The organism is Nocardia sp. JCM 38205, assembly GCF_058222935.1.
Window position 1 is genome coordinate 936,057 of record NZ_JBYHFL010000002.1, and the last position, 12,819, is coordinate 948,875.

Genomic DNA, 12,819 nt, shown 5'->3' on the forward strand with positions numbered 1-12,819 from the left:
GCGAAAATTCGCATGGCTGGTACTTTGACACCTCCGTGTCAGTAGGTGTAAGTTTGGACGTTGCGCTGGCTGCCTCCTGTCCATACCTCGATTTGCACACGTAAGTTCCACCTTCCGGTGTTACTTCCGTTGGTGCCTGTTCGAGTTTCGTTCGGGTTGTAACCAGCGGAATTCGTAGCAGACAAGCGACGGTCGCGGACCACCACGCGACGCGCGTGAGGTGCTGGAAGGACGCATCTTGGCAGTCTCCACCCAGACAAGCGCCAATTCGAAGCTGGGAGTTGCGGGGTCTATCCCCGGGGCCCCGTTGCGGGTGTCTTTCGCGAAGCTCAGGGAGCCGCTTGCGGTGCCCGGGCTTCTCGATCTACAAACGGAATCTTTCGCCTGGCTGATCGGGTCGCCCGAATGGCGTGAGCGGGCAGCCGCCCGCGGCGACGTCGGCCTGGTCGGTGGGCTCGAGGAGGTGCTCGAGGAGCTCTCGCCCATCGAGGATTTCTCCGGGTCGATGTCTCTGTCCTTCTCCGATCCGCGCTTCGAAGAGGTCAAGGCCTCCATCGATGAGTGCAAAGACAAGGACATGACCTACGCGGCTCCGCTGTTCGTCACCGCGGAGTTCATCAACAACAACACCGGTGAGATCAAGAGCCAGACGGTCTTCATGGGTGATTTCCCGATGATGACCGACAAGGGCACCTTCATCATCAACGGCACCGAGCGTGTCGTCGTCTCGCAGCTGGTGCGCTCGCCCGGTGTCTACTTCGACCACACCGTCGACAAGAGCACCGAGAAGGATCTGCACAGCGTGCGGGTCATCCCGAGCCGTGGCGCCTGGCTGGAGTTCGACGTCGACAAGCGCGACACCGTCGGTGTCCGCATCGACCGCAAGCGTCGCCAGCCGGTCACCGTGCTGCTCAAGGCGCTCGGTCTGACCACCGAGGAGATCGTCGAGCGTTTCGGCTTCTCCGAGATCATGATGTCCACCCTCGAGAAGGACAACACCGCCGGTCAGGACGAGGCGCTGCTGGACATCTACCGCAAGCTGCGTCCGGGCGAGCCGCCAACCAAGGAGTCCGCGCAGACCCTGCTGGAGAACCTGTTCTTCAAGGAGAAGCGCTACGACCTGGCCCGCGTCGGTCGCTACAAGATCAACAAGAAGCTGGGCGTCCACCTGGGCGAGCCGGTCACCAGCTCGGTGCTGACGAAGGAAGACATCGTCAACATCATCGAGTACCTGGTGCGCCTGCACGCCGGTGACCGCGCGATGACCGCGCCCGGCGGCGCCGAGGTGCCGGTCGAGGTCGACGACATCGACCACTTCGGCAACCGCCGTATCCGCACCGTTGGCGAGCTGATCCAGAACCAGATCCGGGTCGGCCTGTCCCGCATGGAGCGCGTGGTCCGCGAGCGGATGACCACCCAGGACGTCGAGGCCATCACGCCGCAGACCCTGATCAACATCCGCCCGGTCGTCGCCGCGATCAAGGAGTTCTTCGGAACCTCCCAGCTGTCGCAGTTCATGGACCAGAACAACCCGCTGTCGGGTCTGACCCACAAGCGCCGCCTGAACGCGCTGGGCCCCGGTGGTCTGTCCCGTGAGCGCGCGGGTCTGGAAGTCCGTGACGTGCACCCCTCGCACTACGGCCGCATGTGCCCGATCGAGACCCCGGAAGGCCCGAACATCGGCCTGATCGGTTCGCTGTCGGTGTACGCGCGGGTCAACCCGTTCGGCTTCATCGAGACGCCGTACCGCAAGGTCGTCGACGGCCGGGTCACCGACGAGGTCAAGTACCTCACCGCCGACGAGGAGGACCGCGAGGTCCGCGCCCAGGCGAACTCGCCGATCGACGCCGACGGCAACTTCCTCGAAGACCGGGTCCTCGCCCGCAAGGGCAACGAGGAGATGGAGTACGTCTCCCCGACCGAGGTCACCTACATGGACGTCTCGCCGCGCCAGATGGTGTCGGTGGCGACCGCCATGATCCCGTTCCTCGAGCACGACGACGCCAACCGTGCCCTCATGGGTGCGAACATGCAGCGTCAGGCCGTGCCGCTGATCCGTTCCGAGGCCCCCGTGGTGGGTACCGGTATGGAGCTGCGCGCCGCGGTCGACGCCGGCGACGTGGTGGTGAACGAGAAGGCCGGTGTGGTCGAGGAGGTCTCCGCCGACTACGTCACCGTGATGGCCGACGACGGCACCCGCAAGTCCTACCGGATGCGCAAGTTCGCCCGCTCCAACCAGGGCACCTGCGCCAACCAGCGTCCGATCGTGGACGAGGGCCAGCGGGTCGAGACCGGCCAGGTCCTCGCCGACGGTCCCTGCACCGAGAACGGTGAGATGGCGCTGGGCAAGAACCTGCTCGTGGCGATCATGCCCTGGGAGGGCCACAACTACGAGGACGCGATCATCCTGTCGCAGCGCCTCGTGGAGGACGACGTCCTCACCTCCATCCACATCGAAGAGCACGAGATCGACGCCCGCGACACCAAGCTGGGCGCCGAGGAGATCACCCGGGACATCCCGAACGTCTCCGACGAGGTGCTGGCCGATCTGGACGAGCGCGGCATCGTGCGCATCGGTGCCGAGGTCCGCGACGGCGACATCCTGGTCGGCAAGGTCACCCCGAAGGGTGAGACCGAGCTGACCCCGGAGGAGCGGCTGCTGCGCGCCATCTTCGGTGAGAAGGCCCGCGAGGTCCGCGACACCTCGCTGAAGGTGCCGCACGGTGAGTCCGGCAAGGTCATCGGCATCCGCGTCTTCTCGCGCGATGACGACGACGATCTGCCTCCCGGCGTGAACGAGCTGGTCCGGGTGTACGTGGCGCAGAAGCGCAAGATCCAGGACGGCGACAAGCTGGCCGGCCGCCACGGCAACAAGGGCGTCATCGGCAAGATCCTCCCCACCGAGGACATGCCGTTCCTGCCCGACGGCACCCCGGTCGACATCATCCTGAACACCCACGGTGTGCCGCGTCGTATGAACATCGGCCAGATCTTGGAGACCCACCTCGGGTGGATCGGCAAGGCGGGCTGGAATGTCGACGTGGCAGGCGACGGCACCCGTCCGGATTGGGCGAAGGCCCTGCCGGAGGAGATGCTGGCCGCGCCGGCCGACTCGAACATCGCCACCCCGGTGTTCGACGGTGCCCGCGAGGAGGAGCTCACCGGTCTGCTCGCCTCGACCCTGCCCAACCGTGACGGTGACCGCATGGTCGACGAGAACGGCAAGGCGACCCTGTTCGACGGCCGCTCCGGCGAGCCGTTCCCGTACCCGGTCGCGGTCGGCTACATGTACATCCTGAAGCTGCACCACCTGGTCGACGACAAGATCCACGCCCGTTCGACCGGCCCGTACTCGATGATCACCCAGCAGCCGCTCGGTGGTAAGGCGCAGTTCGGTGGTCAGCGCTTCGGTGAGATGGAGTGCTGGGCCATGCAGGCCTACGGCGCCGCCTACACCCTGCAGGAGCTGCTGACCATCAAGTCCGACGACGTGGTGGGCCGCGTGAAGGTCTACGAGGCGATCGTCAAGGGCGAGAACATTCCGGAGCCGGGCATTCCGGAATCGTTCAAGGTGCTGCTCAAGGAACTCCAGTCGCTGTGCCTCAACGTCGAGGTGCTGTCTTCCGACGGCGCCGCGATCGAGATGCGCGACGGCGACGACGAGGATCTGGAGCGGGCGGCGGCCAACCTGGGCATCAACCTGTCCAGGAACGAAGCGGCCACCGTCGACGATTTGGCGAACTAGGCGGTCGGCCGGATGCCCTCCTCGGGCATCCGGCCCTCCGCGCTCGACTCACTAGTGAACTTTTGCTCGAATTCGACCCGCACAGGGGAAAGGAAGTTACGTGCTAGACGTCAACTTCTTCGATGAACTCCGGATCGGCCTTGCCACCGCCGAAGACATCCGCCGGTGGTCCTACGGTGAGGTGAAGAAGCCGGAGACCATCAACTACCGCACGCTCAAGCCGGAGAAGGATGGCTTGTTCTGCGAGAAGATCTTCGGTCCCACCCGGGACTGGGAGTGCTACTGCGGTAAGTACAAGCGTGTCCGCTTCAAGGGCATCATCTGTGAGCGCTGTGGCGTCGAGGTCACCCGCGCCAAGGTGCGTCGTGAGCGGATGGGCCACATCGAGCTGGCCGCCCCGGTCACTCACATCTGGTACTTCAAGGGTGTGCCCTCGCGGCTCGGTTACCTGCTGGACCTGGCGCCGAAGGATCTGGAAAAGATCATCTACTTCGCCGCCTACGTCATCACCAGCGTCGACGAGGAGCTGCGGCACAACGAGCTGTCGACCCTCGAGGCCGAGATGGAGGTCGAGAAGAAGGCCGTCGCCGATCAGCGCGACGCCGATCTCGAGGCCCGCGCGCAGAAGCTCGAGGCCGATATCGCCGAGCTCGAGGCCGAGGGCGCCAAGTCCGACGTCCGCCGCAAGGTCAAGGACGGCGGCGAGCGGGAAATGAAGCAGATCCGCGACCGTGCCCAGCGTGAGCTGGACCGGCTCGACGAGATCTGGACCACCTTCACCAAGCTGGCCCCCAAGCAGCTGATCGTGGACGAGGTGCTCTACCGCGAGCTCACCGACCGCTACGGCGAGTACTTCACCGGCGCGATGGGCGCGGAGTCCATCCAGAAGCTGATGGAGAACTTCGACATCGAGGCCGAGGCCGAATCGCTGCGCGAGACCATCCGCAGCGGTAAGGGCCAGAAGAAGCTGCGTGCGCTCAAGCGGCTCAAGGTCGTCGCCGCGTTCCAGTCCAACGGCAACTCGCCCATGGGCATGGTGCTCGACGCCGTTCCGGTGATCCCGCCGGAGCTGCGTCCGATGGTTCAGCTCGACGGTGGCCGCTTCGCCACCTCCGACCTGAACGACCTGTACCGCCGCGTGATCAACCGCAACAACCGCCTCAAGCGACTGATCGACCTCGGTGCGCCCGAGATCATCGTCAACAACGAGAAGCGGATGCTGCAGGAGTCGGTGGACGCGCTGTTCGACAACGGCCGCCGCGGCCGCCCGGTCACCGGTCCCGGTAACCGCCCGCTGAAGTCGCTGAGCGATCTGCTCAAGGGCAAGCAGGGTCGTTTCCGGCAGAACCTGCTCGGTAAGCGTGTCGACTACTCGGGCCGTTCGGTCATCGTCGTCGGCCCGCAGCTCAAGCTGCATCAGTGCGGTCTGCCGAAGCTGATGGCGCTCGAGCTGTTCAAGCCGTTCGTGATGAAGCGTCTGGTCGATCTGAACCACGCGCAGAACATCAAGTCCGCCAAGCGGATGGTCGAGCGGCAGCGTCCGCAGGTGTGGGATGTCCTCGAAGAGGTCATCGCCGAGCACCCGGTGCTGCTCAACCGTGCGCCCACCCTGCACCGTCTCGGTATCCAGGCCTTCGAGCCGCAGCTGGTGGAAGGTAAGGCCATCCAGCTGCACCCGCTGGTCTGTGAGGCGTTCAACGCCGACTTCGACGGTGACCAGATGGCCGTGCACCTGCCGCTGTCGGCGGAGGCGCAGGCCGAGGCGCGCATCCTGATGCTGTCGTCGAACAACATCCTGTCGCCGGCCTCGGGTCGTCCGCTGGCCATGCCGCGTCTGGACATGGTGACCGGTCTGTACTACCTGACCCGCCTGCAGGAAGGCGCCAAGGGCGAGTACCGGCCCGCCACCAAGGATGCTCCGGAGCAGGGCGTGTACTCCTCGCCCGCCGAGGCGCAGATGGCCGTCGACCGCGGTGAGCTCACCGTGCGTTCGCTGATCAAGGTGCGGCTGACCGACCAGCGTCCGCCCAAGGACGTCGAGGCCGAGCTGTTCCCCGACGGCTGGCGGCGCGGCGATGCGTGGACCACCAAGACCACGCTGGGCCGGGTGCTGTTCAACGAGCTGCTGCCCGCGGACTACGCGTTCATCAACGAGCAGATGCCGAAGAAGCGGCAGGCGACGATCATCAACGATCTCGCCGAGCGCTACCCGATGATCGTGGTGGCGCAGACCGTCGACAAGCTCAAGGACGCCGGCTTCTACTGGGCCACGCGTTCGGGTGTCACCGTCTCCATGTCGGACGTTCTGGTTCCGCCGGAGAAGGCCGAGATCATGGAGCGCTACGAGGCGCAGTCGGATCAGATCGAGAAGAAGTACCAGCGTGGTGCGCTCGATCACCAGGAGCGCAACAACGCCCTGGTCAAGATCTGGCAGGAGGCCACCGAAGAGGTCGGTAAGGCGCTGCGCGCGCACTACCCGGCCGACAACCCGATCATCACGATCGTCGATTCGGGTGCAACGGGTAACTTCACCCAGACTCGTACCCTCGCCGGTATGAAGGGTCTGGTGACGAACCCGAAGGGTGAGTTCATCCCGCGGCCGATCAAGTCCTCCTTCCGTGAGGGCCTGACCGTTCTCGAGTACTTCATCAACACCCACGGTGCCCGTAAGGGTCTGGCCGACACCGCGCTGCGTACCGCCGACTCGGGTTACCTGACCCGTCGTCTGGTGGACGTCTCGCAGGACGTCATCGTGCGCGAGCACGACTGTGGCACCGAGCGCGGCATCGTGGTGCCGATCGCGGAGAAGCAGCCGGACGGCACGCTGATCCGCGATGCGCACGTCGAAACCTCCACCTACGCCCGTACGTTGGCGCAGGATGCGATCGACGCCGACGGCAACGTCATCATCACGAAGGGTCACGACCTGGGCGACCCGGCCATCGAGGCGCTGCTCGAGGCCGGCATCACCGAGGTGAAGGTCCGCTCCGTGCTGACCTGCACCACCGGCACCGGCGTGTGCGCGACCTGCTACGGCCGCTCCATGGCGACCGGCAAGCTGGTCGACATCGGTGAGGCCGTCGGTATCGTCGCCGCGCAGTCCATCGGTGAGCCCGGTACCCAGCTGACCATGCGTACCTTCCACCAGGGTGGTGTCGCCGGTGACGACATCACCGGTGGTCTGCCGCGTGTTCAGGAGCTGTTCGAGGCGCGCGTGCCGAAGGGCAAGGCGCCCATCGCCGAGGTCTCGGGTCGCGTGCGGCTCGAGGACGACGACCGCTTCTACAAGATCACCATCATCCCGGACGACGGTGGCGAAGAGGTTGTCTACGACAAGCTCTCGAAGCGTCAGCGGCTGCGGGTGTTCAAGCACGACGACGGCACCGAGCGTCTGCTCTCCGACGGTGACCACGTCGAGGTCGGCCAGCAGCTGCTGGAAGGCGCGGCGGATCCGCACGAGGTGCTGCGCGTGATGGGCCCCCGTCAGGTGCAGATCCACCTGGTTCACGAGGTCCAGGAGGTCTACCGCTCGCAGGGTGTGTCGATCCACGACAAGCACATCGAGGTCATCGTGCGCCAGATGCTGCGTCGGGTGACGATCATCGATTCCGGTGCCACCGAGTTCCTGCCCGGTTCGCTCACCGAGCGCGCCGAGTTCGAGGCGGCCAACCGTCGCGTCGTGTCCGAGGGTGGCGAGCCCGCGGCCGGTCGCCCGGTGCTGATGGGTATCACCAAGGCGTCGCTGGCCACCGATTCGTGGCTGTCGGCGGCGTCGTTCCAGGAGACCACCCGAGTTCTGACGGATGCGGCCATCAACTGCCGCTCCGACAAGCTCATCGGTCTCAAGGAGAACGTGATCATCGGTAAGCTGATCCCCGCCGGTACCGGTATCAACCGTTACCGCAACATCCAGGTTCAGCCCACCGAAGAGGCCCGTGCCGCGGCGTACGCGGTGCCGTCCTACGACGACACCTACTACAGCCCCGAGGGCTTCGGCACCACCACCGGTGCCGCGGTCCCGCTGGACGATTACGGTTTCAGCGACTACCGGTAACCGGTAGGTAGGCGACAACTTTTCGGCCCCCGCACCAGCACGGTGCGGGGGCCGAACTGTTCGTGCCGAGTGCTCCCGGGGGGGCGATACGGTGGCGACCGGTCGGGCAGTCATGGCCGGGCAGGCTGTTCCGGATCGGAAATGCCTAGCCGATCGCGTCGATCAGCAACCTCGCCGCCACCATCGCGCCATCGGTGCGGATCGTCGCGGCCACCGCGCTCGCGCGCTCGCGAGTGGCAGGCATCAGTGCCGTGCCGAGGGCGCGGGCCAGCGAGGCGGGATCGGGATCGGTGTCGTCGCAGGCCGCGCCGATCCCGAGGGCGGCAACCCGCTCCGCCCAATACGGTTGGTCCATCATCTGGGGTACGACCACCTGGGGCACGCCGGCGCGGGCGGCGGCCGTCGTCGTACCGGCGCCACCGTGGTGCACGACGGCGGCGACGCGAGGGAAGAGAGCCTGATGGTTGATCTCGCCGATGGTGATGCAGTCGGGCAGGTCGTCACTCGATGCCAGCTCCGCCCAGCCGCGTGACAGAACGGCACGGCAGTTGTGCGCACGGACTGCTGCGATCGCAGTGCGGGCGAGGTTGTTTCGCAGGCGCATGCTGCCGAAGCCGATGTACACCGGTGGTGTACCCGCGTCCAGGAAGGCCTCCACATCGGCGGGGAGGGGGCGGTGGTCCGGCACGAACCAGGCACCGGTCTGGACGACGGTGCGATCAGGCGATTGCGGCCAGGGCGCCAAGCCCGGATCCGCCGCCAGCCATGGACGGTCGGTGATGACGTGCTCACGTACATCGTCCACCGCCGGTAGCCCGAGCGCGGCCCGATGGGCCGCCAGCGCCTTGCCGTACTGTGCGTTCCAGCCGAGAGCGTCGACCTCCCATTGCCATTGGTTGCCGATCGCCGCCGGCGCGGGCCGATCGCCGGGCATTCGTGGCATCGGCGGATGATGCGGCGACGGCAAACTCGTCGGTTGATAACTCGCGTACTGGTAGTGGATTCCCAGTTTCTCGGCGGCCGACCTGGCGGCGATCACGCTGATGCCTGTCGCTATCACCGCATCGCAGTCGACGGCCGCCTCGGGCACCGTGCCGAATTGCGCCGCGGGCCACTGCTCGGCGTAGCCCAGCAGTTCTGCAACGGTCGCTCGCACGCCTTGTGAACCGGGCACCGGCGGCCCCACCGGCACCAACGGCACATCCAGTTCGGCGCAGCGGGTGTCGAAATTCGGCGGCGCACACAGGCACACCTCCGCGCCGAGTGCCCGCAACCCGAGCGCGAGCCCGAGGGCGGGTTCGATATCTCCGCGTGTTCCGCTCGCCGACAACAACACCCGCACGCAGCCACTCCCTAGTCGCCTGTTTCGCGGAACCCTAATCCGGGCGGGAGCGCTCCCGCGATGGCGTTGTCCCCACACATGATGGTGGCGGCACCCCGCCGGCGGCGGGGTGGGGAACAGGCAATGCCGTGCTCGTAGGTTTCGGCCCGCGAACTCAGGGGGCGCGGTTCAGGTAGGCGACCGCGGCATCGATGGCGGGCTGGCCGCCCGAGTGGGCGAGCCCGGCGAACGCGCCGATGGCCGCACCGATCACGGTGCCGACGGGGACGGTGATGAAATCGAGGACGAACAAGCCGAGCGGCAGGCCCAGGACGAAGCCGATGGCCCCGCCGATGATCGCGCCGGTGATGATGGCCGGTTTGTGGCGTTCGACCTCGGCGAAGAAACGTTCCTCGGCGTTGATGTCGCGCAGCGGCGTCGGCGCGGTTTCCGAGGTGGCCGGTGCGAGGGTGAGGCTGGTGCCGTCGTTCTCGATCAGCGGAGTCAGCTCGACCTGCTTGTCGCCGAGGTGGACGGCCATGGGGAAGGCGGCGACGACGTGTCCGGTGCGGTCGGTGAGGGCGACGACGCGACTGTCTTCGACGAGTTCGAAACGTCCACCTTCGATCGTGGTCACGGCAGTGCGCCGGTCCTCGTCGGCGGTGACGCGGTAGTCGATCTGCTGGACCGTTCCGGACAGATCGAGAGCTGCCCGGTCGGGCCCGGGGGTGGCCGGTGCCAGACCGGCGGTGATGCCGGTGGCCGCCAGCGTGAGCAGTGCCGTCGCGGTGATCCTGGTGAGCCTCATCGTGTCCTAGGGTGCTGGCGCCATCGGCGAAATGTCCGGTTCGAGTTGCGAAGACCATACCGGGACCGCGCGGTGAACAGGAACCGAACGCGACGCTGCGGCCCGCTTTCGTGGCGCCGCACAAACCGGGCCCGCATCGGGACTTCGCGCTCGGGTATTGACACCGGCGGAATCGATCAGCAACACTGAACTAGATGGTTCAGTATGACTTCCTAGACGCCTCCTTCGGAGCGCTCGCGGACCCCACCCGACGGGGCATCCTCGAGCACCTCGGACGTGGCCCCGCCACCGTCAGCGAGCTGGCGGAGCGCTTCGCGATGACCCTCACCGGCATCAAGAAGCACATCCACCTGCTCGAACAGGCGGGGATGGTGGTCACGGAGAAGCGCGGCCGGGTGCGGTACTGCCGGCTCGGCGAGAACGTCTTCGACCGTGAGGTGGCCTGGATGCAGGGCTATCGGCGGATGGTGGAGGCCCGGATGGACCGTCTCGGTGAATTCCTCGAAACAACCGGAATCGAAACTACGGAAACGGAGCACAACCGATGAACACGACCACGAACGACGCCGTCATCTCCACGACCTCGGACACCGAGATCCATGTCGAGCGGGTGTTCAACGCCCCGGTGGATCGCGTCTGGGACGCCTACAGCCGGATCGAGCAGCTGTCGCGCTGGTGGGGTCGCGGCAATCAGCTCGATGTCGAACGCTGGGAGTTCCGCAAGGGCGGGCACTGGCGCTTCGTCGAACACGCCGATGGTGAATCGCACGGCTTCGAGGGGCGTTTCCGGGAGATCACCCCGAAGGAGAGCATCGTGCAGTCCTTCGAATGGGACGGCATGCCCGCGCACGTCGCCATCGACGCCACGACGTTCGTCGATCTCGGCGACGGCCGCACCAAGGTGGTCACCGACAGCCAGTTCCACACCAAGGCCGAGCGGGACGGCATGCTCCAGTCGGGCATGGAGTCCGGACTCAACGACAGCTACCGTGCCCTCGATGCCCTGCTGGCCGAATCGGCCTGAACACCAGCAGTACCGGCGACCCGGCCCGCGACGGCGGTGCCGGGTCGTCTGCTGTCAATGGCCGCCGAAGCGCCGCTTGCGTGGTCGGAGCCGGAGGCCGGGCAGCGGCGGAGCCGGAATCCGTTGCTGCGGTGGATGTCCCGCGATATCGCCGAACCGCTCGACGTTGTGGTTCTCCCAATCCTCGCGGGCCGCGATGATCTCGTCGTGGCTGCGGCCGACGAAGTTCCACCACATCACCAGATCTTCGCCGAAAGGTTCGCCGCCGATCAGCGCGAAATGTGCGCCCCCGTTGCTGGTCAAGGTGAGTTCTTCGCGCTCGGTACCCAGGTACAGCAGTGGGCCGGGGCCGATTTCGGTGCCCGCGACGGTCAACTCGCCCTCGAGCACCAGCACGGCGTACTCGAAACTCGGCTCGACCGGCAGCGTGACCCGTGCCCCCGCATCGAGGCGGGCATCGGCACCGACCAGCGGTGTGTAGATGATCGCGGGCGACGTAATTCCGGCCAGTGTGCCGAGCAGGACCGTCGCGCGCAGGCCCGCGACCTCGTAGACCGGCAGTTCACGGTGCTGTTCGAAATGCGGTTCGATCCCGGCGGCCGCGCTGGGCAGCGCGATCCACAATTGCAGGCCGTGTCCGGCGGGCGCGCCCGCGACGCCGTACTCCGAATGCGCGATGCCGCGGCCGGAGGTCATCAGATTCAGCTGTCCCGGCTCGATCCGCACATCCGAGCCGACCGAATCCCGATGGCGGATCTCGCCTTCGAACGGCCACGTCACCGTCTGCAACCCGATATGCGGATGCGGATCGATATCCGGCGGCGCCCCGGTCTTGGTGACGGTGGGCGAGCCGAAATGATCCAGGAAGCACCAGGCGCCGACGGTGGGCAGATCACGCTGCGGCAGCACCCGCTCGACGAACACCCCGCGCACACCACCGAGCGGCACCTCACGCGCGGGATACTCCTCGACCACCGGACCCGGCCCGGGCGAGGGCTCGCACAGCGCCTCGTCCGGATGCGGGTCCAGGTCGCTCATCGGCTGATGCCCTTGCCGATCACGTGCGCGTCGTACTCGGAATGTTTATCGAGGTAGGCCTTGATGAACGGGCACACCGGGCGGATCACGCGTCCGCGCACGATCACGTCCTCGACCGCCTCATGCGCGAGCACCGTGCCGAGGCCCTTGCCGCCGAACGCCTCATCGATCTCGGTGTGGATGAACACGATCTGATCGCCGCGTTCCTCGTACTCGGTGAAGCCTGCGAGTTCGCCGCCGTACCAGATCTCGTAGCGGTTCTTGTCCTTGTTGTGGACGACCTCGGTCGCCACCGTCGAATCGGTCATGCTCCGTATCTCCTCTCGCGCACCGGGTGTTTGCTCAGGATCGACACGCGGTTGAACGCGCTGATCGTGGTTGCGGCCCAGATGATGACCGCGAGCTGGTCTTCCGAGAATTGCCGACGAGCGCCAGCGTACTCACGATCGATGCTCGACTCATCGGCAAGCGTCGCCGTGGCTTCGGCCAGTCCGAGGGCCGCGCGTTCGGCGGGGCCGAAGAAGTCGCCGCGCCGCCAGGACGGCAGCATGGCCAGTTCCTGCGCGGTCGCGCCGGCGGAGAGCGCGGCCCGATGATGCAGATCCAGGCAGCTCGCACAGCCGTTGATCTGGGATATCCGCACGTTCACCAGTTCGAGCAGGCGGCGGTCGAGTCCGGCGTCGGCGCCCGCGGCGCGCACTGTTGTCGCGAGCTGGACCAGCGCGCGGTACGCGCTGGGCGTCTGCCGGTCGATCCACACGCGTTCCGGGGCGGCGTCGGGCTCCATGGTCGGATGCTAGCCTTCGCCGCCGCGGCGCGCGCGTGGACC

Annotated in this window: 9 protein-coding genes; 4 read left to right on the forward strand and 5 right to left on the reverse strand. The window is 66.5% G+C overall.

Annotation, left to right across the window (positions count from 1 at the left end; genetic code table 11):
- Positions 1-220 precede the first annotated feature (220 nt).
- Both rpoB and AC4HOU_RS11190 read left to right on the forward strand, forming a co-directional pair.
- Positions 221-3,745, forward strand: coding sequence for a DNA-directed RNA polymerase subunit beta (gene rpoB, locus AC4HOU_RS11185; protein WP_375139361.1), 3,525 nt, complete (start codon positions 221-223; stop codon positions 3,743-3,745).
- A 100-nt stretch (positions 3,746-3,845) separates the two neighbouring features.
- A complete protein-coding gene (locus tag AC4HOU_RS11190; RefSeq protein WP_163810072.1) occupies positions 3,846-7,799 on the forward strand; it encodes a DNA-directed RNA polymerase subunit beta' in 3,954 nt (1,317 codons plus the stop codon).
- Positions 7,800-7,944: 145 nt separating this feature from the next.
- Here the strand turns inward: AC4HOU_RS11190 and AC4HOU_RS11195 are convergent, their stop codons facing one another.
- Together AC4HOU_RS11195 and AC4HOU_RS11200 are read right to left on the reverse strand one after the other, a co-directional pair.
- A complete protein-coding gene (locus AC4HOU_RS11195; protein WP_163810071.1) occupies positions 7,945-9,141 on the reverse strand; it encodes a glycosyltransferase in 1,197 nt (398 codons plus the stop codon).
- Between the two features lie 154 nt (positions 9,142-9,295).
- Positions 9,296-9,928: a DUF8020 domain-containing protein gene (locus AC4HOU_RS11200; RefSeq protein WP_195020081.1), complete on the reverse strand. Its 633-nt coding sequence runs from the start codon at positions 9,926-9,928 to the stop codon at positions 9,296-9,298.
- Positions 9,929-10,122: 194 nt separating this feature from the next.
- On the opposite strand from AC4HOU_RS11200, the gene AC4HOU_RS11205 reads away from it, so the two are divergent.
- Entirely contained in the window at positions 10,123-10,476 is a 354-nt protein-coding gene (locus AC4HOU_RS11205; protein ID WP_163810066.1) for an ArsR/SmtB family transcription factor, read from the forward strand.
- The gene (locus tag AC4HOU_RS11210) at positions 10,473-10,952 is read left to right on the forward strand and encodes an SRPBCC family protein (RefSeq protein ID WP_163810064.1); all 480 of its coding nucleotides are present in this window, start codon (positions 10,473-10,475) and stop codon (positions 10,950-10,952) included. Before AC4HOU_RS11205 ends, AC4HOU_RS11210 begins: the two co-directional genes overlap by 4 nt.
- Positions 10,953-11,006: 54 nt before the next feature.
- Here AC4HOU_RS11210 and AC4HOU_RS11215 read toward each other — a convergent pair whose 3' ends face one another.
- Genes AC4HOU_RS11215 through AC4HOU_RS11225 form a run of 3 tightly spaced genes read right to left on the reverse strand, consistent with a single transcriptional unit; the run spans position 11,007 to position 12,777 of the window.
- Positions 11,007-11,990, reverse strand: a complete 984-nt coding sequence (locus AC4HOU_RS11215) for a pirin family protein (protein WP_195020080.1) — start codon at positions 11,988-11,990, stop codon at positions 11,007-11,009.
- On the reverse strand, positions 11,987-12,298 hold the full coding sequence (locus AC4HOU_RS11220; protein WP_163810060.1) for a GNAT family N-acetyltransferase: 312 nt from the start codon (positions 12,296-12,298) through the stop codon (positions 11,987-11,989). Before AC4HOU_RS11220 ends, AC4HOU_RS11215 begins: the two co-directional genes overlap by 4 nt.
- Positions 12,295-12,777, reverse strand: coding sequence for a carboxymuconolactone decarboxylase family protein (locus AC4HOU_RS11225; RefSeq protein WP_163810058.1), 483 nt, complete (start codon positions 12,775-12,777; stop codon positions 12,295-12,297). The genes AC4HOU_RS11220 and AC4HOU_RS11225 overlap by 4 nt, the downstream gene beginning before the upstream one ends.
- Positions 12,778-12,819 lie beyond the last annotated feature (42 nt).